The following is a 23,680-nucleotide window of genomic DNA, read 5'->3' as shown; positions in this document are numbered from 1 at the left end:
CTTCGTATGTATTGGGCGGTCGCGCCATGCAGGTGGTGCATTCGGCCGCAGAGTTGCAGAAATACATGCGCGAAGCGGTTCAAGTATCCGAAGACAGCCCCGTGCTGCTCGATTTCTTCCTGAACAACGCCATCGAAGTGGACGTGGACTGCGTTTCAGACGGCAAAGAGGTGGTGATCGGCGGCATCATGCAGCACGTTGAGCAGGCCGGCATCCACTCGGGCGATTCCGGCTGCTCGCTGCCGCCGTATTCGCTCTCCGAAGACGTGCAAGACGAAATCCGCCGCCAAACCAAAGCGATGGCCTACGCGCTGAACGTGGTCGGCCTGATGAACGTGCAGTTTGCCGTGCAGGACGGCGTGGTGTTCGTGCTCGAAGTGAACCCGCGCGCCTCGCGCACCGTGCCGTTTGTTTCGAAAGCCACTTCCGTGCCGCTGGCCAAAGTGGGCGCGCGCGCGATGGCCAAAATCAGCCTGAAGGAGCAAGGCGTTGAAAAAGAAGTGATTCCGGATTTTTATGCCGTGAAGGAAGCCGTGTTCCCGTTTATCAAATTCCCCGGCGTGGACACCATTCTCGGCCCCGAAATGCGCTCCACCGGCGAAGTGATGGGCGTGGGGGCAACGTTCTCCGAGGCATATTTGAAAGCCCAGTTGGGTGCAGGAGAGCGACTGCCCGCTACGGGTAAGGTGTTTCTTGCGGTGCGCGACGAGGACAAGCCCTTGGTGGTGCGGACTGCGAAAAATTTCCAAGCGCTCGGTTACGGCGTTTGCGCAACGCGCGGTACGGCGGAGTATCTGAAAGAATGCGGCATGAGCGTGCAGGTTATCAATAAAGTGCGCGAAGGCCGCCCGCACATCGTCGACGCCATCAAAAACGGCGAAATCGCCGTGGTGGTAAACACCGTGAGCAGCGACGCGCAGTCGGTGGCCGACAGCCACAGCATCCGCCGCAGCGCATTAACCCAACGTGTGCCGCAATACACCACGGTGGCCGGCGGCGAAGCGATGAGCGAAGGGGCAAAAAGCCTGAGCGCGATGGGGGTTTACAGCGTGCAGGAACTGCACGGCAGGCTGAAACGGTAATTGCGTTGCAGTAACAAAGGCCGTCTGAAAAACAGTTTTCAGACGGCCTTTGTGTATATCGGGTTTGGGTGCGGAGATTTCGTCAAGCGGGTAGATGCGGTTTGGCGAAGGTAGGGTTGGGGATATGGAAAGTTCTACAAAATGGCGTTGTCGTTATTTCCTTGAAAGTGGGTGTCGGCAGTCTTGCTGCATTTGGCAATGCGGACTTTGCCCGCGCTTGGATGATGTTTGCCGCCTGTTGTCCGAACCGCCAACGGTTTTCAGACGGCATCAGGCATCGGTTTTTTTGTTTTTGTTGTGGCTGCCTTGTTTTGGCGGATTAACCGTACCTGTGCTTGAACCGGCCGAACGATTTCTAAACGGCAACAGGCCGTCTGAAAAAGTTTTTCAGACGGCCTGTTGCCGTTGGTCGTTTTATTTGGTGTAAACACGGTAACGGCGGAGATGGGTATATTTGCTGCCGTGTACCGTTGGCAAGTTACTTGCGAAGAACCTTAACCCGTAAGCTGTTTGGTAATCAGCTTTTTCAGCGGCGGCAGGTTGTTGCTGGCGCGCAGAACGAAACCGCGCAGCAGTTTGGCGGGAGCGGTTTCGGTGGTAAACAGCTTAATCATGGCGTTGGTGCCGTGGTAGAGCGGGCGGGTGTGGAGCTGGTGTTTGGTGTCGTATTTCGACAAAACCGCCGCATCGCCGATGTCTTGGCCGCGTTGCGCGGCTTCGGCAACCAGTTTGGCAAGAATGTCGGCGCCGGAGATGCCGAGATTGAAGCCGTGGGCGGTAACGGGGTGCATGCCCACGGCGGCATCGCCGATCAGGGCGCAACGGGTGCCGTAGAAACGGTTGGCATGGACGCCGACAAGCGGATAGGAATGGACGGTGCTGACCAGCTCCATGTCCCCCAAACGGCCCTGCAGTTGCTGCTGTACGGTGGCGGCGAGTGCTTCGGGGTCGAGACTGCCGATGCTGTCGGCCTTGTCGCTGTCGATGGTGATGACGGTGTTGGTCAGGTACGCTTCAAGCGGCAGCAGGGCGATGGTACGGCCGTAGTGGAAACATTCGCAGGCCGTGTGTTCGTTGGATTTGGTGTGCTTCATGCGGCAGACGAACACGGTGCGGCCGAAGTCGTGCATATCCGAAGCGATACCGAGTTGGCGGCGGGTTTGCGAGAAACGGCTGTCGGCGGCAATCAGCAGGCGGGCGGTCAGGGTTTGGCCGTCTGAAAGCACGACTTCTGCTTTATCGGCATGTGTTTTGACGGATTTAACCCCCGTGCCCGAGAGGATGGTAATGTTGTCGAGTTCCGAAGCGGCGGCATAAGCGCTGCGGCGGATGTTGTGGTTGGAAATCAGAAAGCCCAAACAGTCGGCCGGTGCGCCGCGGGCTTCGGTGGGCTGAGGGAAGTGCAGTTGGTAGGACGATTGGCCGTTGAGCACCTTGGCATCGCGCAGGGGGTAGATTTCGTTTTCGGGAATACGCTGCCACATGCCGAGCCGCTGCATGATTTCTTTCGACAGGTGCGTGAGTGCGATTTCACGACCGTCGTAGGGCGGATTTTGCAGCACTTCCAACGGGCTTTGTTCAATCAGGGTAACGCTCAGGCCGCTGCCGCCGAGGGCTGCGGCAAAACTCAGGCCGGCAGGGCCGGCACCGACTACGATGATGTCGCTTTGCGTGTTCATAAGCAAGGATTCCTTTATCCGGATGGTTTTCAGACGGCCTGCAACGGCGTGGTGCAATGATAATGAAAAAATACTGCCGCGATCCGTTTTTTCTGCTGTTTCTTAAGCTGGGTCAAGCGGTTGGACGGGGCGGCGGGTAGGGGGGGGATGTAAGTATATCAGAAAGCGTCTTGGGGAATGAATCGGATGGGGTTCGGAATCTTGGAGTCATGGCAGGCCGTCTGAAAAATGCGGACAGCAGGGCGGGTCTGTTGTGGAGGCTGGTTGGGCGGTTTTGGGTGTTCGGTCAACAAAAGGCCGTCTGAAAATGTTTTCAGACGGCCTTCGATATAAAATCAAAACCGCACTGTCCGTTTGGAAAGTGCGGCTGTTTAGGATTCAAAATCCGAAGGTCGGCTTATTCGTCGACACCGGTATAGGGGCGGATGCTGACGGTTTTGCGGTTCAGACGGCCTTTTACGGCGAATTCCACATAGCCGTCGACTTTGGCGAACAGGGTGTGGTCTTTGCCCATGCCGACATTGTTGCCTGCGTGGAATTTGGTACCGCGTTGGCGCACGATGATGGAACCGGCGGGAATCAGTTCGTTACCGTAGGCTTTCACGCCCAGTCGTTTGGCTTCTGAGTCGCGGCCGTTTTTGGAGCTGCCGCCTGCTTTTTTGGTTGCCATGTCTAAATACTCCTGGAAATATCAATCAATGAATTAGGCGATTGCCACGATTTCGATTTGGGTGAAATTCTGGCGGTGGCCCTGGCGTTTCTGGTAGTGTTTGCGGCGGCGCATTTTGAAGATGCGGATTTTCTCGCCGCGGCCGTGTGCCACTACTTTTGCCGTTACTTTCGCGCCTTCGATAAAGGGCGCGCCCACTTTTACAGATTCGCCGTCAGCAATCATCAAAACTTCGGTCAGTTCGATTTGGCTGTCGAGTTCGGCAGGTATCTGTTCTACTTTCAATTTTTCGCCAACGGAAACTTTATACTGTTTGCCGCCGGTTTTTACGACCGCGTACATACTCAACTCCATGAGAATATTGGTTTAAACGAATTTCCGTGCCCTATGCACGAAACGGTGCATTCTAACAGCCGGATTGTTTTTTGTCAAAGATAATCAGGCAGATGCTTTATGCCGTCTGAAATGGTTTCAGACGGCCTTTGCTGATATAATCCGCCGCTGTATTGTTGTTTTGTCTGCAAACCGCCTGTCCCGAAGAATCCGTACCATGCTTGAAAACCTGCCTTATTTCCAACGCCACCTGCCCGCCGATATGGCGAAAGTGAACGAAGTCGTCAATCAGGCCGTACAGTCGGATGTGGCGCTGATTTCTCAAATCGGCAACTACATTATCAGTGCGGGCGGCAAGCGTTTGCGGCCGGTGATTACGATTTTGGCGGGTAAGGTTTTGGGCTATGACGACCCGAAACTTTACTCCTTGGCGGCTATGGTCGAGTTTATCCATACGTCTACGCTGCTGCACGATGATGTGGTGGACGAGAGTGAGTTGAGGCGCGGAAGGGCGACGGCAAACAACCTGTTCGGTAATGCGGCGGCGGTATTGGTGGGCGATTTTCTCTATACGCGCGCGTTTCAATTGATGGTCGGTTCGGGCAGTATGAAGATTCTGGAAGTGATGGCGGATGCCACCAACATCATTGCCGAAGGCGAAGTGATGCAGTTGATGAACATCGGAAATACCGACATTACCGAGGCCGAGTATGTGCAGGTTATCCAATACAAAACCGCCAAGCTTTTTGAGGCCGCCGCGCAGGTGGGTGCCATTCTTGCCGGTGCCGATGCCGGACAGGAGCAGGCGCTGAAAGACTACGGCATGTATGTTGGCACTGCCTTCCAGATTATCGATGATGTACTCGATTATTCGGGCGATACCGAAGAAACCGGCAAAAACGTAGGCGACGATTTGGCCGAAGGCAAGCCTACACTGCCGCTGATTTACCTGATGCAGAACGGCAGCGAAACCGTGGCTGCTGACGTTCGGAATGCGTTGGAAAACGCCGATCGCAGCTATTTCGAAAAAATCCATGCTTATGTAAAAGATTCCGATGCGCTGGCGTATTGCGTGACCGAGGCAAGGAAAGCCGTCGATAACGCCGTAGCCTGTCTTGAAAAACTGCCGCAAAACGAAGTTTCCGATGCCCTGCGTGCGCTGGCTGAAGAATCGCTGGCACGGGTTTCCTGAAAAAGGGAGGCGAAATGTCTTTGCAGATTAACTCGGTTGCGTTGTTTTTAGGTGCGCTGGTATTGTTGGGCATATTGAGCAACAACAGCACCATCACGATTTCCGCCGCCGTTTTGCTGTTGATGCAGCAGACGTTTTTGTCTGATTATCTGCCGCTGGCGGAAAAATACGGGTTGACCGTCGGCATTATTTTCCTGACCATCGGCGTATTGAGCCCGCTGGTTTCAGGAACCATCCACATGCCTGCCGCCCGTGCATTTTTCAATTTGAATATGCTCAGCGCCGTTTTAATCGGCATAGCCGTTGCATGGATTGCCGGACGCGGCGTGCCGCTGATGGGCAGCCAGCCCGTTTTGGTAACGGGGTTGCTTATCGGCACTATTATCGGCGTCGCCTTTTTCGGCGGCGTTCCCGTCGGCCCACTGATTGCGGCAGGGTTACTGTCGTTTGTGGCGGGCAGGGCAGTTTGACAAACCGAGCAGACCGTTTGCAGAAGCATATTCGTGGCAGGATTTCAGACTGCCTGAAAATATTCTGCAAACGCTAGGCGGTTTTGTGGCACAATGCAGGCCGTCTGAATATACAGCGCGGTATCTTAAAACAATAGCGTCAAGAACAATCTACAAGAAATCGCACTTGCAAATCCGATTTGTTTTCCCTTTCTCGCCGTAGTTCAACGGATAGAACGTATGCCTCCTAAGCGTAAAATACAGGTTCGATTCCTGTCGGCGGGGCTTCCTTTTCAGGCTGTTTCCCGAAGGCGGTGTGATTTTATTGCCGGTTAACGGAAATTTGCCGTATCTATATCTTCTTTCTTACTTGAGCCAAAGGCCGTCTGAAAATTTTTCAGACGGCCTTTTTTGTGGTTGTTTTTGTAGTGAACAGATTTAGCCGACAACCGTAGTTTTGTTCAGGGCAGACATACGGCAGATGAACTTGGGGCAGGAAGGCGGAACTTTCTGTGTCGTTGTTCCGGTATAAGCGGAAACTTGTAGTAGGGCTTCAAGGGCCGTCTGAATAACAGGTATTTTTGCGTTTTGCTGTGAACTCATGTTTATACGGACATGACGGCCGTGTGGTTTTTTTCAAAGTTGATTGGCTTTGGGTCTGCACGGCCAAACAGTTGCGGAATGGCGGCGGTTTGTCCTAAATCAATTGCGGTGGGGATTCCGTTGGCGGGGCGGATGGATGCGGCCGTCTGAAAGCGCTTTTGAAATCCGTGTGTTGTGTAATTTTGCTACTTTCGCTGCCGGCAGATGCCGTGTTTTCAGACGGCATCCCTTGGGTAAACTTATTTGCAAAAAAAAGAAACATGAGTATGATTCGTTTGAGTTTGAGTAAACTTTTTCCTGCAATTCCCCGAAGGATTTAAAAATGAATACACAAGTCAAGCAAGGCGGCAATACGACGGCGCTGACCGTTCTGACGTCGCTGTTTTTTATGATGGGTTTCATTACTTGTCTGAACGATATTCTGATTCCGCATTTGAAAGCCATTTTCGACCTGACTTATACACAGGCGATGCTGATTCAGTTCTGCTTTTTTAGTGCTTACGCAATTATGTCTATCCCGATGGGGATTTTGGTAGAAAAACTGGGCTATAAAGCGGGCGTTATCGGCGGTTTTCTGATTGCGGCACTTGGCTGCGTGCTGTTTTATCCTGCTGCGGGCAGTCATTCTTATCCGATTTTCCTTTGTGCCTTGTTTATTTTGGCTTCTGGTATTGTGTTGTTGCAAGTGGCGGGTAATCCGTATGTAACCCTGCTGGCGTCCCCGGGTAAAGAATCGGCTACATTGACGCTGATTCAGGCATTCAATTCTTTGGCAACCACTATTGCTCCGCCGTTGGGTGCGATGCTGATTTTCGTGGATGCTTCGGCATCTCAAGCCGAGCGTATTTCTTCGGTACAGATTCCGTATCTCGGTTTGGCAGGTTTTATGATTCTGTTAGCGGTGGCGGTTAAATTCATTCATTTGCCCGATGCGCGCAAGGTGGCGGAAGAAATTACTGAAGCCAACCATGACGGTAAAACCAGTGTTTGGCAATACAAACACATGGTGCTTGGTGCAGTCGGCATTTTCTGTTATGTCGGCGGCGAAGTAGCCATCGGTTCTCTGATGATTAACGTATTGGAAGAAACCGCAGGTCTCGATCATGCTTCAGGTGCAAATTATTTGGCGATTTACTGGGGTGGCGCGATGGTTGGCCGCTTTATCGGTTCTGCGCTGATGAACCGGATTGCGCCGAACAAATACCTTGCCTTTAATGCTGCAACTGTGGTGTCGTTGATTGTTATCGCCATTCTTGCGGGCGGTGGGCCTGTAACCATGTGGTCGCTGTTGGCCATCGGCTTTTTCAACTCTATTATGTTCCCCACCATTTTCTCGCTGGGAACCAAAGGTTTGGGTAAATTTACCAGTAAGGCTTCAGGTATCATCTGTACCTGTATCGTTGGCGGTGCGATTGTACCCGTGATACAGGGTTGGGCAATCGACAACTTCAGCCTACTGCCGTCTTACATTATTCCGGCAATCTGCTATGTATATATCCTGTACTTCGCCGTCAAAGGTTACAAAGCCGACGAAGCATAATGTCTGGGTAAAAATATAAAGGCCGTCTGAAAACCTGTTTTCAGACGGCCTTTTTGTTTTCCAGCCCTTGTGGTCAATATCCGAGCCGCTGGCAGATGGTGGACACCAAACCTGCTTGGTTGAGTGTGTAGAAATGCAGGCTGGGCGCGCCTTCGCGCAGCAAGCGTTCGCACATTTCCGTTACCACGTCGAGCGCAAAGGCTTTAATGGCGGTGGAGTCGTCGGCGTAGGATTGCAGTTTCAGACGCAGCCAGCGCGGGATTTCCGCGCCGCAGGTGTCGGAGAAGCGGGCGAGTTTCGAGAAGCTGGCCACGGGCATGATGCCGGGGATAATCGGAATGTTGATGCCGCGAGCGTGTACGTCGTCCACAAAGCGGAAATAGGCGTCGGCATTGAAGAAATACTGTGTGATGGCGGAATCGGCTCCGGCTTTGGCTTTGCGCACGAAATTGTTCAAATCGTCTTCCGCGCTGCGTGCCTGCGGGTGGAATTCGGGGTAGGCGGCGATTTCGATGTGGAAATGGCTGCCGAATTCGGTTTTAATCAGTTCCACCAGTTCGTTGGCGTAATGCAGGCTGCCGGAACCCATGCCCATGCCCGACGGGATGTCGCCGCGCAGTGCTACGATGTGGCGAACGCCCATGCTTTTGTATTCTTCTAACAAATCAACAATTTCCTGACGCTGCATGCCGATGCAGGGCAGGTGTGGCGCGGCGGCCGTGCCTTCGCTCAGGATGTCGGTAATGGCCTGCATCGTGCCGTCGCGGGTGGAGCCGCCCGCGCCTGATGTGCAGGAGAAGAATTCGGGATCGAACTGGCGGAGCTGTTTGCGGGTTACCACCTGTTTGGCGCGGCCTTCGGGCGTGCGTGTGGGGAAGAATTCGAAACTGAGTTTTTTGGATTGTTTGGCCATGATGCCGCCTTTTTGTCGGATGTTCGGAATGTTTGCAGGGTATGCGTTCGGCGCGTGAAATGCAAGACGGCAGGGGCGGCTTTCGGATGAAATTTTTGATTGTGTGCATGACGTTTTTTGATAAGGCCGTCTGAATGGAACGGCGGCTTTGTACCGCTGAATTATTCCTTTACAATATCGTTTTCCCTGTAAAAGGCCGTCTGAAAATGGCAAAACCGCTGCGTTTCCTGATTGTCAAACTCCGTCATCACGGCGATGTGCTGTTGACCACGCCCGTGGCCGATGCGCTCAAACACGCTTATCCTGATTGCGAAACCGATATGTTGGTTTATCGGGAAACGGCCGATGTGATTCGGGACAACCGTTTGATTTCTCATATTTTTACCATAGACCGCCAATGGAAGAAGCAGGGCGTGAAGGCGCAGCTCAAACATGAAGCCGCGCTGTTTAAAAGTCTGAAAGCTCGGGATTACGATTGGGTGTTCAACTTGAGCGACCAATGGCGGGCGGCGGCGGTGGCCAAATTTTGCGGCAGGCAAAGTGCGGGTTTGCAGCCCGCCAAGCGGGACAATGCGCTCTGGCGTTTCTGTCATACGCATTTGTCGCCCGAATTAGGCGTGGAGCACCATATTGTTGCCAATCATTTGAACGTGTTGCGGCCTTTGGAGCTGGCGGGCGGTTATCCGCCTCGGGTTTCGATGGATGTGGCCGATGCCGTGCGCGAAACTTTGCGCGCGAAATTGGGCGAACGCGGTTGGGCGGGGCAGGATTATGTGCTGGTGCACCCCGGTTCGCGCTGGATGTTCAAATGCTGGGAAGACGATAAAAACGCCGCGCTGGTGCAGAAACTGCTCGACCACGGCCAAAACGTGGTATTGACGGCCGCTCCCGAACGCGACGAAAAAATCATGCTCGACAACATCGCAGGCCGTCTGAATATTCCCGAAGGCGTAAATGTATGGATATTGTCGGGTTGCTTGAATCTGCGCGAACTGGCTGCCGCTATCGACGGCGCAAAACTGTTTATCGGCGTGGATTCCGTGCCCATGCACATGGCCGCCGCACTCGGTAAGTCGCAGGTGGCACTGTTCGGCCCGACTTGGGTCAGCCGCTGGCGGCCTTATTCCGACCGTGCCGCCGTGGTATGGGCGGGCGACTACGGCAAACTGCCGCATCCCGACAGCATCGATACCGATGACAAAACGCGGTTGCTCGGCGCGATTCCGTTGGATGCGGTGTGGGAACAAGTATCTGAAAAATTGGGGTTTGCAGGCTGAGCGGATAGAAGGCCGTCTGAAACGCATGATATGATGGGTATGTGCGGTACCTTGATGTACTTATTTTGCATTTCATTAAAAATTATATGAAATTGTCAAAGAGTTAAATGGCGATGAACTTGCCGAATGTTATAGAGTATTATTTGGGCTGAAAAATCAAGTAAGTCGGGTTAAACCAATAGCAAATCTGAATTTATAATCAAATAATTGGAGATTATGATGAACTTGGGATTGGTTTTTTTGATAATGGGTGCGGTATTTGTCATTCTTGGCATGGCATCCAAAAATAATATCCATTATTTCATTGGGATACCTTGGATTGTTATAATGTATTTTAGGGTTAGAATAAATTTTTAAACATTATATGTAAGAACAGTCAGGCCGTCTGAAAACTTTTTCAGACGGCCTGACTGTTTTATTACCGAACGGTTTCAGCCGCACCATTTCCGTGCGGCGGCCAAATCGGCCTGTATCTGGGTTTTCATCGCTTCTATGCTGTCGAATTTTGCTTCGTCGCGCAGTTTGTGCAGAAAGCGGACGTCGAGCCGCTGGCCGTAAAGGTCGCCTGAAAATTCGAGCAGATGGACTTCGAGTTTTTGTTCGCCGTTGTCGGAAACGGTGGGATTGGTGCCGAAACTCGCCGCACCGCGCCGTATGCCGAAGCTGCCTTCGGCCTCCACGGCAAATACGCCGTTCAAAGGATAGCGGTGGCCGGAGAGGCGGATGTTGGCGGTGGGGCAGCCGATGGTACGGCCGAGCTGCCGTCCGTGTACCACTCTGCCGCTGACGGAATAGGGATGGCCGAGCAGTTTGCGGGCATAGTCGATATGGCCGTCTGAAAGTGCTTGGCGGATGGCGGTACTGCTGGTGCGGATGTTGTCCGTCATGACGGTGGGCGTGCGTTCGACGGTAAATTCGGAACGGCTTTGCAGCAGTGCGAAATCGCCCTGGCGGGCGGCGCCGAAACGGAAATCGTCGCCAATCAGCAGGTAGCGGGTGTTGAGCGCGCCGCAAAGCAGCTTGCCGATAAACGTATCGGCGGGCATTTCGGCAAACGGGCGGTTGAAACGCAAAACCCATACCGCATCGACACAACCTGTGGCGGCAAGCAGTTTGAGCTTGGTCCGCAGCGGCGTGAGGCGGTAGGGCTGGGGGCGGCCGTTTTGTCGGGCGAAAAATTCCTGAGGTTGCGGTTCGAACACCAAAACGGCGACGGGCAGACCGCGCCTGGCGGCTTCTGCACGGAGTTTTTGCAGGATGTGTTTGTGTCCGAGATGCACGCCGTCGAAATTGCCGACGGTAACGGCGGCGCCGTCGGGAAAAGCAGGTGCGTCGGTTTGGCCGAAACGGATAATCATGGCGGGTGGTTGCGGTTGAGTCGGGCGGTATTGTAAACGGATTTGGCGGCGGGATACAGTTGAATCGGGCAGGGCGTTGTTTTTGCAGGGGGTGCGCTGGAACAGCGGTGGGTAACGCTCGGTCTGTCTGTTCAGACGGTAACCTTTGCGGCGGATGTTGTCAGACCATTCAGCCGATTCGTTAGGTGTTGGCGGCGGAAAAGTAAAAGGCCGTCTGAAAGTTTTCAGACGGCCTGTTTTACGGCTTATTGTTTTTCGAAGCTTTTCAGAGAACCGTCGGGATTGAAGCGCATGTCGTATTTGGCGCGCGGAGTTTCGATGCTGGCGGTGGTCCAGTAACGGTCTTGGTTCGGTACGAACAGTTGGAACACGGCGAAATCCAGTTCCTGTTTTTCGGCACCGACTTCTTTGGCTTTGGCCGCCCATGCTTGGGAGATTGAGGCGACTGTGGCGAATTTGATTTTATCCAACGGCGTAACGTTGGATTTCATGTCGCCGCCGCCGCTGATTTGTACGGGCGAAGGTTCGCTCCATTTGCCGTTTTTGTATTCGAAATGGTCGATGTTTTCGGGGTTGGCCGGGTCTTGTACGTCGATTTCGATGCGCGAACCGCTGCCGCCGTAGAATTTCACGTTTTGGAATACGTTGACGGCTTTACCTTTGTATTGCGGCATGGCTTTCAGCGCGTCTTCGGCAGCCTGAAGCGCTGCGGCATCGGTCAGCAGGTTGCTGCCGGAAGCCATGGCGGTTACTTTTTCGACCGCGTTGCCTACTGCGCCGGTATCCGATTTTTTACATGCACCCATGCTCAGCACGGCGGCAAGACACAAAACCAAAGTTTTTGAGACGGTATTCATTTATCAGTCCTTACTGTCATTTAACGGGAATGCCTGCGTTTTTGCAGTTACCTGTGATTGTAATGATTTCGTCCCTGTTTTTGTAAAGATGATGCTTTTCGGTTTTAAAAATGCCTTAACGGTAGCCTTTTTGTCATGATTAGGTTTCAGACAGCCCAACGGTGCAGACCGACTTCTACCAGAAAAACGGGCGGTAGAACGGCGAGGGGAAAGGATGGTAAAAATCGTCCCAATAACGGTAGCGGTAACGCATTTCGCGCAGTTCCTGTCTGGCAAGATAATTTTGCCAAGCCATTTTGTAGCAGGACTGGAACATCGGGTCGGATGTTTTATCGCTGTAACGGGCTTTGAAGGCTTTCTGTTCGGCGGCGGTACGGCCGGTGTTGCCGTCGAAATGGCGGCGCAACAGGGATGCGGTTTCACGGTCGCAACGGGAAGCCAGCTCGACTTGAAGGTCCTGTTCGAACGCTTTTTGTTCGGCTTCGCGTCGGGCGCGCTGTTCGGGTGTCAGGGCGCAGGCGGCCAGCAGCAGGGCGGCAAGGGGGAATGCAAAGGTTTTCATGACTTAACTCCTTGTTTTGTCTGATATTATGGTTTTGATGGCGGAGTGTGTTCCTGTATTTACTCTACGCTTTTTAACCTGCCTTGGCAAACGGCGGCGCAAACATACTATATATAATGTATCGCTGCCTGTGCGGGGCAGAGGTTTTCAGACGGCCTGATGCACAGCAGTGAATATGCAACAAAAAGCCGCAAAATATACACCGTTATCGTAAACGCTTGTAATATCACTTTAACAAGCTACTCACGCCGTCTGAAGCGGGGGTATTATCCAACCGTTTACACGACTGCCGTTTCGGCACATAGAAAGGACAACACACATGAAACTCTTGAAACCCTTCACCGTCTTGACCCTGTGCGGCACGCTGGCCATGGCGGGCTGCGTAACCGATCCGCTTACCGGTCAGCAGAAAGCCAGCAAAACCGCCATGTACGGTTTGGGCGGTGCGGCCACTTGCGGCATCATCGGTGCCTTGACCAAAGGCGGCAAAGGCGCGCGTAACTCCGCACTCGCCTGCGGCGCAGTAGGCGCGGGCATCGGCGGTTACATGGATTACCAGGAGAAAAAGCTGCGTGAAAGCTTGGCCAATACCAATGTCGCCGTTGAACGCCAAGGCAACCAAATCAAACTGGTGATGCCTGACAATGTAACTTTTGCCACCAACAGCGCCACCTTGAGCGGCAATGCCATCGATGCCCTGAACAAGGCTTCCGAAACGCTGATCCAATACCCCGACACCACGTTGACCATCGCGGGCCACACCGACAACACCGGTTCCGATGCCATCAATAATCCGCTGTCGCAGCGCCGCGCCCAAGCCGTTGCGGGCTATCTGAACCAGCGCGGTGTTTCTTCTTCTCGTCTGAACACCGTCGGCTACGGTTCGCGCCAGCCCGTTGCATCCAACAGCACACCGGAAGGCCGCGCCCAAAACCGCCGTGTCGAAGTGCTGATTAACCCCGACCAAAACGCCGTAAGAGCCGCACAACAGCAGCAGTAATCCGCGTTTTGCCGCAAACAGTCAGGCCGTCTGAAAAGTTTTCAGACGGCCTGATGTTTTGTATAGCCGTTTGATGCTGTCTGAAATATCTGTCTGCCGATTTTTATACACAATGTGCTTGATGATTGAGTGGGGGAAAACTGCTTTTCCAGACGGCCTGACTGTTTTGGCGTAAACCGTTTGATGCCGTCTGAAAATATCTGCCTCCGATTCTCACCAAGAAGGCAGTGTAGCCAGAGTGTCGGAACCCGTTCATTTTCAGACGGCCTGTTTACAGCGTTAACGCACTTTCAAATATCCTTGCTTCTCCGCTGAACGGATCGGTAAATTCCAGCCGTCGCGCCAGCAGTTTCAACGGTTTCCCGTAATTTTCCTGCGAAAGCGGTATCACTTCGGGGTAAAGCATATCGTTCAGAATCGGTATGCCCAGTCGCATCATATGCAGGCGGAGCTGGTGTTTTTTGCCTGTTTCGGGGTGCAGGCGGTAGAGCGCGTGTCCGCTGCGCTTCTCAATCAGCTCGACTACTGTGCGCGCATTGGCCTGCCCGTCGGTTTCACGGCTCAGATAAAACGGTTCGCCCGCTTCAATGCGCGATTCGACCGTAACCGGAAAGTGTAAATCACGGCGGAAAGGGGCGAGCGCTTCATAAGTTTTGCGTACCTGACGGTTTTGGAACAGATTCTGATAGGCGGCACGGCTGCCGATACAATGGGAAAACAGCATAATCCCCGCCGTATCTTTATCGAGACGGTGTACGGGCGTGATGGCCGCGGTATCCAGATGCTGTAATTCGGGATGCTGCCGCAAACGGGTCAGCAGGGTTTCGTGCAGAAATCGCCCGCTCGGAATCACAGGCAGAAAATGCGGTTTGTCCACCGCAATCAGATGTCCGTCGACATGAATGATGCGCTCGGCAAACGGGATTTCAGGTTCGTGGCTGTGCGATGTTTCGCGGTAATAATAAATGACCGCCCCGCCTTGAAACGGTGCACGGCTGGAAAGCGGCAGGCCGTCTGAATCCGTGACAAACCCGCTGTCAAGCCGGGCCGCCCAAGCGTTTTCGTCCAAAAAAGGATAACGGGCGCACAAATAGGCCAACAGGGTTTTCCCCGAAAATGCCGCATCATGCGGCAACACGAGATAGCTCGGACGGATGCCGTTTTTCATCGGTAAAGGGCGGGGGCGATGTGCGGTTTTCATATTTCTTTCCGGTAGTGTTTTATTGGGACGTTGATTGGTTGCGGCATAGTGAAATTTTCGCTTTGCTTTCTATTGACCGCCGCAACCGTCATTTCCGTGCAGGCGGGCATTCAAATTTAGACATGATGAATAAACTTGGTTTTGGGTTCAAGATGAATCAATTCCGTTTCTCTCGGGCAGATATTTGAAACAAGTTTGCCAACGCCGTCTGAAAACAGCCATCCATCCGTTTCAAAAAACAACCGAATATCCTGAATCAAGTGTAAAATTGACAACAATTATCCGAACTTAACAGACGTTAAACCTGAAAACCTGCCTTGTTGTAAATCCGCAAACGTCTGTTGGGTGATATGTAACATAATGATTTATATTAAATAAATATTATCCTGTTGGTGGGGCGCAACAAAAAATGGCGGCATAAGCCAAACAAACATACGATTTCGTTTGTTTTTTCTCGGCGAAGCAATTATAGTTAGAGCCATGGAACCGCTGCACCCGCGCGGTAGACGTAAAAGGCTTGCCAAGCGGACTTCCCGCCGCTCCAAGCATTTCTCAACGATAGAAAAGGAATACAGCAATGAAAAAATCTCTGATTGCTCTGAGTCTGACTGCTCTGCCTGTTGCCGCTTTTGCCGATGTTACCCTGTACGGTCAAATCAAAGCAGGTGTTGAAGTTTCTCAAACCAAGACCAAGTCTGGCGGCGTAACTTCGAAAGACCATACTACGACTGAAATCGCAGACTATGGTTCACGTATCGGCTTTAAGGGTCATGAGCACTTGGGCAGCAACCTGAACGCCATTTGGCAGTTGGAGCAAAATGCTTCTGTTGCCGGTACTGACCAAGGTTGGGGTACCCGTGAGTCTTTCATTGGTTTGGAAGGCGGCTTTGGTAAAATTCGTGCCGGTAAACTGAATACCCAACTTGAAGATATGGGTAAAGTTGATCCTTGGGAGTACAGCAATAAAAACAATGCGCTGGGCTTGGGTGTGTTTACCCGTACTGGTCAAAAAGTAGTTTCTGCTCGTTACGATACTCCAGTATTCGGTGGTTTTAGTGCTAACGTTCAGTACACTCCGCGTGATAACCAAACCGAAACTGGCCGTAATGATGCTCTGAATGATACTTCAACTTACTACGGTGGTTTGAACTACGAAAACGCAGGTGTTTTTGCCCAATATGGTGGTGCGTATAAGAAATCTGCTTATGTAACTGGTACTGGTGCTGATAAAGCTGCTCAAGCTCACCGTGTAGAAGCTGGTTATGATGCTAACAACCTGTTTGTTGCTGCTGGTTACCAATACACCAATGGTTGGGATACTGAAACTAGCTATGCTGCTCGCTTAGCTAATGACAATACTGTTCAACCTTCTTCTACTGATGCTGCCCGTCTTAAAACCCATGAGGCTACTGTAACTGGTGCTTACCGTTTCGGCAACGTTACTCCTCGTGTTACTTATGCTCACGGTTTTGCACCTAAAGTAAATGGTGAAAAAGTAAAAGCACTGAAATATAACCAAGTGGTTGTAGGTGCTGATTACGACTTCTCTAAACGCACTACTGCTCTGTTGTCTGCTGGCTGGTTGCGTGCTGGTAACGGTGATGACAAAACCGAAACTACTGCCGGTACTGTTGGTCTGCGTCACAAATTTTAATCTGAAAAAGATTAGCTTGAAAAAAGAGCCTGCTTTTGCAGGCTCTTTTTCTATGTAGGTACGGTTAGCCGCCTCAAGCGGCGTAACCGTACGAATAGGATGGGCTGCACAAACTGCGGCAATTGATTCCACCATATGGCGTACGGTTACGCCGCTTGAGGCGGCTAACCGTACTTACATTATTGTGTGGGCAGTAGGCAAGAAGTTGTGGTTGTGGAAATAAATAACAGCAGATAAATACTAAAAGTGATACAGCAATTCTCCAGCCATCATCATTCTCTGCGCACGGGGGATTACATATATGACTTTTCAATGGCCGTCTGAAAGGCAAACTCTGCATAGATTCCGTCTGTGCAGGAGCGACGGACGACCCTTGCAACTGTTGTCCGAATACATAGGGAATCAACGTTGCTGCCAAAAACTGTAGTAAAAACCGCAACAGGCCGTCTGAAATTCAGGCGATCTGTCCTAACTTATTGTAACTATTCCCTTTACGCATCATATTGGGGCGGATGCTCTGAAAGCCTGATGTAATCAGGTTTTCAGAGCATTCTTGCCATATTGTGAAAATCACTTTGGGTTACCGTATATAATTCCGTTGCAAACCATTACATATCGGTTAACTTTCTTAAATACCTGGCGCAGCGTAGCGCACTATACTGTAACCGTCGCAAACAGCATACGTTTGTAGAAGTAACACTTCACTCAGGAGACATGAAATGACTTCATTACGCAAACCTTTAATTGCCCTTGCAGCCGCTGCTGCGTTGACGTTCAGCGCAAATGCTCAGGCACGGATTACCGACCGTACCACAGCCACCATCGTCGGCGCTGCCGTAGGCGGCGTGGCCGGTAAATTGATTGGCAACAATATGGAAAGCGCACTGGTTGGTGCGGCTGTCGGCGGTGCGGGCGGCAACCTTTATGCCAAGCACAATCAGAAACGTGAAGCCCGTAAGGCTGCCGAACGCCGTCGTGCGTATTGGCGGGATTACCGCCGTTTCGATGATGACGACGATGACCGCCGCTTCCGTCGTCGCCTTGCGCGTCATCACCGTTATCATGATGATGATTGATAGTGGTAATTGAGGAAAACTGAAAAAGGCCGTCTGAAACAGGTGTTTCAGACGGCCTTTGTTTAAGCGCATTTCTGCTAGTGTAGGGGAGTTTTATCCCAATGCTTTGAAATTCCTGCGGAAATACAGCAATGCGGGCGGCTGTTGGGGCAGAATTTTGATTTCGTCGAGTGTAACGTAGAACACGAAATGCGTGCCGATTTCATGATGTCCGGTAATGCTGCCGTGCAGATGGGCGAGGGCGCCCTCTACTTCGAGTTGGCCGTTTTCGCCGCGATGCCAGATGTGATAGGCGAAGCGTTCTTCCGGCGACAGGCGGGTAATGCCGGCGAAATGCTCGGCCACATCCTGCTGGCCTGCGGCCAAAGTGTTGATGCACAGGCTGTTGTTGGCGGTAATAATGGGAATGATGGCGGTGTTGCGGTTGATGCAGAGCATCACGGTTGGCGGCTCGTCGGTAATCGGGGTAACGGCGGTCATGGTAATGCCGTAGCGCCCGGCTTTGCCGTCGGTTGTGATGACGTGGACACCTGCGGCGCAGGATGCCATGGCATCGCGGAAAGGCTGTTTGAGTGTGTCGGTGTGTTGGGTCATGATTATTTTGTGTGCAAGCGGCTGAGCATCCGAACTGTATTCAGGCAACGGTTTTGTTCGGACGGCTGGATGATGTTGTTTCCGAATGGCGTAAAAGGGTTATGCTGTTGGCTGAGTGGGCTGATAGTAGATTGGCTGCATTCTAGCACAGGACATATCAGTAATTACGGTGGGGGATGCCGACAGGCCGTCTGAAAACTTTTTCAGACGGCCTGTCGTTTTGAATGGTTTGAAGACTGTGCAAATTTCGGTTTCAAACAACTATTCGCCTGAATTGTCGAGTTGTTTGCCGATTTGTGCCAGTTCCTGTAACAGAGTTTGCAATTGTTGGAGTTTTTCTTTGGACATAACCGTTTCAATTACATCGTAGCGTTCGTCGACCTGCTCGCCGATGCGGTCGTAGAGTTTTTCGCCTTCGGGCGTGAGCTTGAGAAATACGCGGCGTTGGTCATTGGAGGGTTTCAGCCGGACGGCAAGGCCGACTTTCTCCAAACGGGTCAGAATCCCCGTAAGACTGGGGCGCAGGATGCAGGCTTGGTTTGCCAGGTCTTGAAAATCCAGCGTGCCGTTTTCGGCCAGCAGACGGATGATTCGCCATTGCTGATCGGTAATGTTGGCTTGGTTGAGTATCGGGCGGAATTGGGTCATCAGAGCTTCGCGCGCCTGAATCAGGCTGATGTTGATGGAAGCGTGTTTGGATGGCTTAGTCATGCGGTTTCTCCGTTTTTAGGGACTTGTGTAAGGGGAAATGCCGTACAAGGGTGGCAGCAGATTGTTTGGTTAAGAGCCGTTGCTGTTTTGCTGCAACAGATTTACAACAAGTTTTCAGGCGGCCTGTTTCAAGCTGTTTGCGTCGGTCGTTTTAATCGTAATGTTCGGCATATTTCGGGTGGGTTTATATTAGACTAAATTGGAAGTAATCTCAACAAAATCATATATTATTGTGATTTCGGAAAGTCATTCAGATAAGAATTAAGCCGTCTATGCTGATGAAATTTTCAAATGGAATATGTTATATTTTGTAAGGAAAGGTTATGGTAAATCAGCTCATTTTGCATACCGTTTGTTGTAAAAATTTACCGATTATCTTGTCATAATCATTTTTAATTTTATAATACTCAAAAAACATAACCGCCAGTCATAACAATCAAGGCGGGAACTTTTTTATTTTAAACACTTACGGAAAATACAAAATGAACCTCTCTAAGACTGATGTCGCCAAAGGCGGCAGCACTAAACCTGCTGTACCCGTTAAAAACGCAATCCCTGCAGAAGCAGCCGCCCGCGAAGCGCTGACTCCCGAACAACTTCAAGCATTGCAGGCACAAATGCCTGTGCAAGTGCAGATCACCGAAAACGGTGAAATCATCTGGCCGGAAGCCCCCAAAGAACTGGCCGAACTTTCCGATAAATCTCCCAAAATCCAAAAAGCCACCGGTCAAGGCGTTTCAGACGGCCTTCAAGGTCAGGCCGCCGATGCTGCCGTCTCTGCAAAAGTGCAGGCGGTTGAAGTGGAAGCTGCCCAAATCAGCACGGGCGTAAAAGTCGGTGCAGGCGCACTGGCTCTGGTCGGTCTCGGTTTGGGTGCTGCCGGCGGCGGCGGTGGCGGCGGTGGTGATACGCCGTCTGAACCTCCTGTCCAAAATCCTGCTGCAACAGCCGTACCGACTACGGCAAATACCCAATCCGCTGCGGTAACCGCTTCCGCAGCCGAAAAAGCCGCCGCCGAAAAAGCCGCCGCCGAAAAAGCCGCCGCCGAAAAAGCCGCCGCCGAAAAAGCCGCAGCTGATAAAGCCGCAGCTGATAAAGCCGCAGCCGATAAAGCCGCAGCTGATAAAGCCGCAGCCGATAAAGCCGCAGCCGAGAAAGCCGCCGCCGATAAAGCCGCAGCCGAGAAAGCTGCTGCCGATAAAGCCGCCGCCGAGAAAGCTGCTGCCGATAAAGCCGCCGCCGAAAAAGCCGCCGCCGAGAAAGCCGCAGCCGAGAAAGCTGCTGCCGAAAAAGCTGCCGCCGAAAAAGCTGCCGCCGAAAAAGCTGCCGCCGAAAAAGCTGCTGCCGAAAAAGCCGCTGCCGAGAAAGCTGCTGCCGAAAAAGCTGCTGCCGATAAAGCCGCCGCCGATAAAGCCGCCGCCGAAAAAGCTGCCGAAGTCAAAGCCCAAGAAACCAATGCCAATGCATCGGCAGGTAAAACGGCAACGGCTCCTGCCAAAGTTGCGGTTACATTGAATCCGATCACTGCCGACGATACGGTTGATGCTTCCGAAAAGCAGGGAAAAGTTATGATTAGCGGCAAACTTTCCGGCAATCCGGTTGCAGGTGCGGATGTTGCGGTATACATTAACGGCTCGATTTACAGGACCAAGACATTGGCCGACCACTCATTCGAAGTGGCCGTGGAGGGCAGGGATTTGACCGAAAACAGCAAGGGTAATCTGATTGACGTGATTGCAACCGGTAAAGACGCAGGCGGTGCGGCATTCCGCGCCGGTGTGCGCGATGCTTATAAAGTGGCGGCTCAGGCTGCCGCCGATATAGACATTACGGGCATCGGCAACGGTTCGGTTCAGGGTATGGGCGATGCGGCACCGTTGGTGCGCATCAGCGGTGTGGTGGATACGGGCAACACGCTGTTTGCTCTGGGTCAGAACGATACCCGCATTCTTGGTATCGCCGTTACCATCGGAGGGGAAACCTTCCGTTCGGGCATCAATAATAAGGACAACAGCTTCTTTATCGACGTGCCTGCCGATGTGATGCACTATGCCGAAGGCGAAACCATCCGTTACGAGTTTTATACTGATGCATCCATCTATGCTTTGGAGAAAAAGGGCGAATATGAGCAGAGCATTTCGCTGGTGGATGCTGCGCAGCATTCAGACGGCCTGAAAGCAACGTTCAGCGGCGAAGCGGTAATGAAAGCGGCAAACGGCAGCTATACCGTCGGTGCCATCGATAAAGACACGGCAATGATTGTCAGCGGTAAGGTCAGCGGCACCGCCAAAGCAGGCGATACCGTTACCTTGGAAGTGGGCGGACAAACATTCGAAACCACCGTCCGCGCCGACAAAACCTTCAGTGCCGCGGTTTCCAACCAAGCCATGCTGGAAGATGCCGACCAGGCCGTTACCGCCACGCTTTCCACTACCGACAAGAGCGGTATCGCGGTTAACGTGAAAGACGTGGAAGCCTATGCGCGCCCGAACACGCAGCAGAGCGATGCCAATGTCAGCAAAAATCCCGTTGTCGCCGCAGAGCAGGCCAAAGCGGATGCGCCCAATATCGTTACCTACAAGGCCGAACTGCCGTATTTCATCAACGCCATCACCGAGCGCTACACCACCAACAACAACTTAAACAGCAGCGGCCTGCTGCGCAATGTGCCCGTGGGCGGCAAAGGCACGGAAAAAGCCGTGGTGAAATACCATTTCGTTACCGAAGCCGAGCTGGCGAAAATGACGCAAAACCATTTCCGCTACAGCGACTACAAAAGCATGACCACATATTCGGAACAGCATAAAGCCTATATCCGTTCGGCCTACAAAATCATTTCCAAATACATCAATGTAGAGTTTGTCGAAGTGGACAGCCGCGAACAGTCGGACACCGATTTCTATATCGGCAATTTCACCAACGGCCAAGAGCGCGCCAACGCATTCGCCTATACCGGCGGCGACGTTTACTGGAACAACAGCAACGATTTCTGGAGCAAAGGCAACGACGAAGTCCATTACGTCGGCCTGCACGAAATCCTGCACACTCTGGGTGCGGAAGACACTGTCATTACTTCGCGCAACGACAAAGACGGCAAAGACGCCAACTGGTCGTTCAAGCGCAACGCAGGCACTTATTTGGAAGACAGCACCGAATTTACCAATATGTCGTACAACCGCACCGGCGAACTCAGCCAGCACGATCTGCGCCTGTTCGACCTAGCCTTCCTGCACTTCCGCTGGGGCGTCAACACAGCCGAGCGCGCGGGCAACGACGTTTATACCTTTAAAAACTACGACGCATCGGTTTCAGACGGCGGCATCTACATCTGGGACGGCGCAGGCATCGACACCTTCGACGCATCCGCCGAAAAACAGGGCGTGTACGTCAACCTGACCCCGGGTTCGTGGATTTACAGCGGCGGCCAGGCCCAATATTTCGCGGCCGAAAGCGGCACTCCCTACAACCGCCACAGCTACTTCGGTATGGCAAGCAACATCGGCATGACCGGTACCAACGTCAACGAACAGGTGCTCAACTACACCAAAGGCCAAGCCTTTATCGGCTACGGCACACAAATCGAAAACCTGAACGGTTCCGCCCATAACGACGTATTAATCGGCAACGATGCCGACAACAACATCTCCGGCGGCGCAGGTAACGACGACATCCAAGGCGGCGCAGGCAACGACTGGCTCGACGGCGGCGCAGGTGCCGACAAACTGGCCGGCGGCAAAGGCAACGACGTTTACACCGTCGACAACGCAGCCGACAGCATAACCGAACAGGCCGGCGAAGGCTCCGACCACGTGTACAGCTCCGTCGACCACACACTCGGCGCACATTTGGAAAAACTCACGCTCATCGGCAGCACCGCCGTTACCGCCGCAGGCAACGCCGAAGCCAACACCCTGCAAGGCAACGGCCTGAACAACGTGATCAACGGATTGGCGGGCAACGACCGCATCATCGGCGGACGCGGCAGCGACACCCTGACCGGCGGCGCGGGCAAAGACACCTTCGTATTCGACAGCATTCTCGACGGCTCGGCAGACACCATCACCGACTTTACCGTCGGCGAAGACCTGATTGAATTGTCCAAAGGCATCTTCAGCGCCGTGAGCAACACCATAACCGAATGGGAAAACTACGTGCAATACCACGCCGACACCGGCCATCTGACCTACGATGCCGACGGCAAAGGCGCAGGCGCCGCCGTCCACTTCGCCACGCTGGATACCGATTTGAACATTCAGCAGAACAGCTTCGTAGTGGTGTAAGGCCGTCTGAAAACCGGTTTAAAAAACAAGTTCCGTAAGCAATAAGGCCGTCTGAAAAGTCAATTTTCAGACGGCCTTCCGCTTTGGAACCGAAGCAGACACGGACTGCGGCCGGGGACGGTTGCAGGGCGCATCATACATATTTTGGGCGCAGTCTTTTTAATACCGCCACAGACGGAACTCCAAACATCCGACCGCCGGTATCCATAATGTCCCTCATGCCCGTTATTTCCGCGCAGGCGGGAATCCCGTTGTGATATGCACAAATGACTGTTTAAAATAAAAAATACCGGATTCCAAACATGGATTCCCGCCTGCGCGGGAGTGACGGAAGTCGGAAAAATCAGCCTTACCGGTAATGCCGCCAACACAATATCCCAACACGGCTTGTACTTTTAATGTCGGTGCAGACGGCTCCAAACGTCCGCACGCCCATGTCAACGGTTGTACCCGTAGCCGTCATTCCCTCACAGGCAGGAATCCATGGCCGAATACTCGGGAACGCAGGCTCGAAAATCTGAGCCCAATCCACGAAGCCGCTCCTTTGCCTAGTATAGCAAATAAACATATTATTCGATACAATTCCACCATGGCCTATTCACAAGACTTCAAACAACTCGTGCTCAAAAAACTCCGTCAAGGATGGACG

The 23,680-nt window shown here is 52.6% G+C and carries 19 protein-coding genes and 1 tRNA gene; 10 read left to right on the top strand and 10 right to left on the bottom strand.

What is annotated here, in order from left to right; genetic code table 11:
• Positions 1–1,082 (top strand): ATP-grasp domain-containing protein (locus ACEYDX_RS03955; protein WP_373740736.1); only part of this gene is annotated, 1,082 nt, incomplete at its 5' end.
• 494 nt (positions 1,083–1,576) lie between these two features.
• Here the strand turns inward: ACEYDX_RS03955 and ubiM are convergent.
• The 3 genes from ubiM to rplU form a co-directional block, all read right to left on the bottom strand.
• On the bottom strand, positions 1,577–2,761 hold the full coding sequence (gene ubiM, locus ACEYDX_RS03950) for a 5-demethoxyubiquinol-8 5-hydroxylase UbiM (RefSeq protein WP_373740735.1): 1,185 nt from the start codon (positions 2,759–2,761) through the stop codon (positions 1,577–1,579).
• Between the two features lie 397 nt (positions 2,762–3,158).
• Positions 3,159–3,431 carry a 50S ribosomal protein L27 gene (gene rpmA, locus ACEYDX_RS03945; protein ID WP_373740734.1) on the bottom strand — a complete coding sequence of 91 codons (273 nt, stop codon included), beginning with the start codon at positions 3,429–3,431 and terminating at the stop codon, positions 3,159–3,161.
• A 33-nt stretch (positions 3,432–3,464) separates the two neighbouring features.
• On the bottom strand, positions 3,465–3,773 hold the full coding sequence (gene rplU, locus ACEYDX_RS03940; protein ID WP_107854342.1) for a 50S ribosomal protein L21: 309 nt from the start codon (positions 3,771–3,773) through the stop codon (positions 3,465–3,467).
• 208 nt (positions 3,774–3,981) lie between these two features.
• Here rplU and ACEYDX_RS03935 point away from each other — a divergent pair, with 208 nt between their 5' ends.
• The 4 genes from ACEYDX_RS03935 (at position 3,982) to ACEYDX_RS03920 (ending at position 7,548) form a co-directional block, all read left to right on the top strand.
• Positions 3,982–4,956 carry a polyprenyl synthetase family protein gene (locus tag ACEYDX_RS03935; RefSeq protein WP_373740733.1) on the top strand — a complete coding sequence of 325 codons (975 nt, stop codon included), beginning with the start codon at positions 3,982–3,984 and terminating at the stop codon, positions 4,954–4,956.
• 14 nt (positions 4,957–4,970) lie between these two features.
• Positions 4,971–5,426: a DUF441 domain-containing protein gene (locus ACEYDX_RS03930; RefSeq protein WP_373740732.1), complete on the top strand. Its 456-nt coding sequence runs from the start codon at positions 4,971–4,973 to the stop codon at positions 5,424–5,426.
• 192 nt (positions 5,427–5,618) lie between these two features.
• Positions 5,619–5,690: transfer RNA gene (locus ACEYDX_RS03925), tRNA-Arg, on the top strand.
• A 640-nt stretch (positions 5,691–6,330) separates the two neighbouring features.
• Positions 6,331–7,548: a sugar MFS transporter gene (locus tag ACEYDX_RS03920; RefSeq protein WP_373740731.1), complete on the top strand. Its 1,218-nt coding sequence runs from the start codon at positions 6,331–6,333 to the stop codon at positions 7,546–7,548.
• 73 nt (positions 7,549–7,621) lie between these two features.
• On the opposite strand, the gene metF is transcribed toward ACEYDX_RS03920, so the two are convergent.
• Complete coding sequence (gene metF, locus ACEYDX_RS03915; protein WP_373740730.1) at positions 7,622–8,461, bottom strand: methylenetetrahydrofolate reductase [NAD(P)H]; 840 nt, start codon at positions 8,459–8,461, stop codon at positions 7,622–7,624.
• Positions 8,462–8,661: 200 nt separating this feature from the next.
• Here metF and rfaQ point away from each other — a divergent pair, with 200 nt between their 5' ends.
• Positions 8,662–9,738: a putative lipopolysaccharide heptosyltransferase III gene (rfaQ, locus tag ACEYDX_RS03910; RefSeq protein ID WP_373740737.1), complete on the top strand. Its 1,077-nt coding sequence runs from the start codon at positions 8,662–8,664 to the stop codon at positions 9,736–9,738.
• A gap of 431 nt (positions 9,739–10,169) precedes the next feature.
• Here the strand turns inward: rfaQ and ribF are convergent, their stop codons facing one another.
• The 3 genes from ribF to ACEYDX_RS03895 form a co-directional block, all read right to left on the bottom strand.
• Entirely contained in the window at positions 10,170–11,096 is a 927-nt protein-coding gene (ribF, locus tag ACEYDX_RS03905; protein ID WP_373740729.1) for a bifunctional riboflavin kinase/FAD synthetase, read from the bottom strand.
• A 245-nt stretch (positions 11,097–11,341) separates the two neighbouring features.
• Positions 11,342–11,953 carry a hypothetical protein gene (locus ACEYDX_RS03900; protein WP_373740728.1) on the bottom strand — a complete coding sequence of 204 codons (612 nt, stop codon included), beginning with the start codon at positions 11,951–11,953 and terminating at the stop codon, positions 11,342–11,344.
• Positions 11,954–12,128: 175 nt separating this feature from the next.
• On the bottom strand, positions 12,129–12,515 hold the full coding sequence (locus tag ACEYDX_RS03895; protein WP_373740727.1) for a hypothetical protein: 387 nt from the start codon (positions 12,513–12,515) through the stop codon (positions 12,129–12,131).
• A gap of 319 nt (positions 12,516–12,834) precedes the next feature.
• Between ACEYDX_RS03895 and ACEYDX_RS03890 the strand changes: the two genes are divergently transcribed.
• Positions 12,835–13,515, top strand: coding sequence for an OmpA family protein (locus tag ACEYDX_RS03890; RefSeq protein ID WP_373740726.1), 681 nt, complete (start codon positions 12,835–12,837; stop codon positions 13,513–13,515).
• A gap of 271 nt (positions 13,516–13,786) precedes the next feature.
• On the opposite strand, the gene ACEYDX_RS03885 is transcribed toward ACEYDX_RS03890, so the two are convergent.
• A complete protein-coding gene (locus ACEYDX_RS03885) occupies positions 13,787–14,716 on the bottom strand; it encodes a pseudouridine synthase (RefSeq protein WP_373740725.1) in 930 nt (309 codons plus the stop codon).
• 577 nt (positions 14,717–15,293) lie between these two features.
• Here ACEYDX_RS03885 and porB point away from each other — a divergent pair.
• Both porB and ACEYDX_RS03875 read left to right on the top strand, forming a co-directional pair.
• The gene (gene porB, locus ACEYDX_RS03880) at positions 15,294–16,370 is read left to right on the top strand and encodes a trimeric porin PorB (protein ID WP_373740724.1); all 1,077 of its coding nucleotides are present in this window, start codon (positions 15,294–15,296) and stop codon (positions 16,368–16,370) included.
• Positions 16,371–17,089: 719 nt separating this feature from the next.
• Positions 17,090–17,446, top strand: a complete 357-nt coding sequence (locus tag ACEYDX_RS03875; protein ID WP_373740723.1) for a glycine zipper domain-containing protein — start codon at positions 17,090–17,092, stop codon at positions 17,444–17,446.
• 93 nt (positions 17,447–17,539) lie between these two features.
• Here ACEYDX_RS03875 and hpaC read toward each other — a convergent pair whose 3' ends face one another.
• Complete coding sequence (hpaC, locus tag ACEYDX_RS03870) at positions 17,540–18,040, bottom strand: 4-hydroxyphenylacetate 3-monooxygenase, reductase component (protein WP_373740722.1); 501 nt, start codon at positions 18,038–18,040, stop codon at positions 17,540–17,542.
• 261 nt (positions 18,041–18,301) lie between these two features.
• Entirely contained in the window at positions 18,302–18,751 is a 450-nt protein-coding gene (gene hpaR, locus ACEYDX_RS03865; protein ID WP_373740721.1) for a homoprotocatechuate degradation operon regulator HpaR, read from the bottom strand.
• A 482-nt stretch (positions 18,752–19,233) separates the two neighbouring features.
• Between hpaR and ACEYDX_RS03860 the strand changes: the two genes are divergently transcribed.
• Complete coding sequence (locus ACEYDX_RS03860; RefSeq protein ID WP_373740720.1) at positions 19,234–23,031, top strand: Ig-like domain-containing protein; 3,798 nt, start codon at positions 19,234–19,236, stop codon at positions 23,029–23,031.
• The last annotated feature ends 649 nt before the right edge of the window (positions 23,032–23,680 follow it).

It is taken from the genome of Neisseria sp. (assembly GCF_041804105.1).
Taxonomy (GTDB): Bacteria; Pseudomonadota; Gammaproteobacteria; order Burkholderiales; family Neisseriaceae; genus Neisseria.
The sequence above is the reverse complement of the archived record's forward strand: the minus strand, read 5'-3'. Positions and strand labels throughout refer to the sequence as shown.

Bases quoted from the DNA above. Each gene is read 5' to 3' on its own strand.
- ribF (WP_373740729.1), bottom strand. From the start codon at position 11,096: ATGATTATCCGTTTCGGCCAAACCGACGCACCTGCTTTTCCCGACGGC.
- ACEYDX_RS03895 (WP_373740727.1), bottom strand. From the start codon at position 12,515: ATGAAAACCTTTGCATTCCCCCTTGCCGCCCTGCTGCTGGCCGCCTGC.
- ACEYDX_RS03920 (WP_373740731.1), top strand. From the start codon at position 6,331: ATGAATACACAAGTCAAGCAAGGCGGCAATACGACGGCGCTGACCGTT.
- ACEYDX_RS03930 (WP_373740732.1), top strand. From the start codon at position 4,971: ATGTCTTTGCAGATTAACTCGGTTGCGTTGTTTTTAGGTGCGCTGGTA.
- hpaC (WP_373740722.1), bottom strand. From the start codon at position 18,040: ATGACCCAACACACCGACACACTCAAACAGCCTTTCCGCGATGCCATG.
- ACEYDX_RS03900 (WP_373740728.1), bottom strand. From the start codon at position 11,953: ATGAATACCGTCTCAAAAACTTTGGTTTTGTGTCTTGCCGCCGTGCTG.
- ACEYDX_RS03875 (WP_373740723.1), top strand. From the start codon at position 17,090: ATGACTTCATTACGCAAACCTTTAATTGCCCTTGCAGCCGCTGCTGCG.
- ACEYDX_RS03860 (WP_373740720.1), top strand. From the start codon at position 19,234: ATGAACCTCTCTAAGACTGATGTCGCCAAAGGCGGCAGCACTAAACCT.
- porB (WP_373740724.1), top strand. From the start codon at position 15,294: ATGAAAAAATCTCTGATTGCTCTGAGTCTGACTGCTCTGCCTGTTGCC.
- ACEYDX_RS03885 (WP_373740725.1), bottom strand. From the start codon at position 14,716: ATGAAAACCGCACATCGCCCCCGCCCTTTACCGATGAAAAACGGCATC.
- ACEYDX_RS03890 (WP_373740726.1), top strand. From the start codon at position 12,835: ATGAAACTCTTGAAACCCTTCACCGTCTTGACCCTGTGCGGCACGCTG.
- ACEYDX_RS03935 (WP_373740733.1), top strand. From the start codon at position 3,982: ATGCTTGAAAACCTGCCTTATTTCCAACGCCACCTGCCCGCCGATATG.
- metF (WP_373740730.1), bottom strand. From the start codon at position 8,461: ATGGCCAAACAATCCAAAAAACTCAGTTTCGAATTCTTCCCCACACGC.
- rpmA (WP_373740734.1), bottom strand. From the start codon at position 3,431: ATGGCAACCAAAAAAGCAGGCGGCAGCTCCAAAAACGGCCGCGACTCA.
- rplU (WP_107854342.1), bottom strand. From the start codon at position 3,773: ATGTACGCGGTCGTAAAAACCGGCGGCAAACAGTATAAAGTTTCCGTT.
- ubiM (WP_373740735.1), bottom strand. From the start codon at position 2,761: ATGAACACGCAAAGCGACATCATCGTAGTCGGTGCCGGCCCTGCCGGC.
- hpaR (WP_373740721.1), bottom strand. From the start codon at position 18,751: ATGACTAAGCCATCCAAACACGCTTCCATCAACATCAGCCTGATTCAG.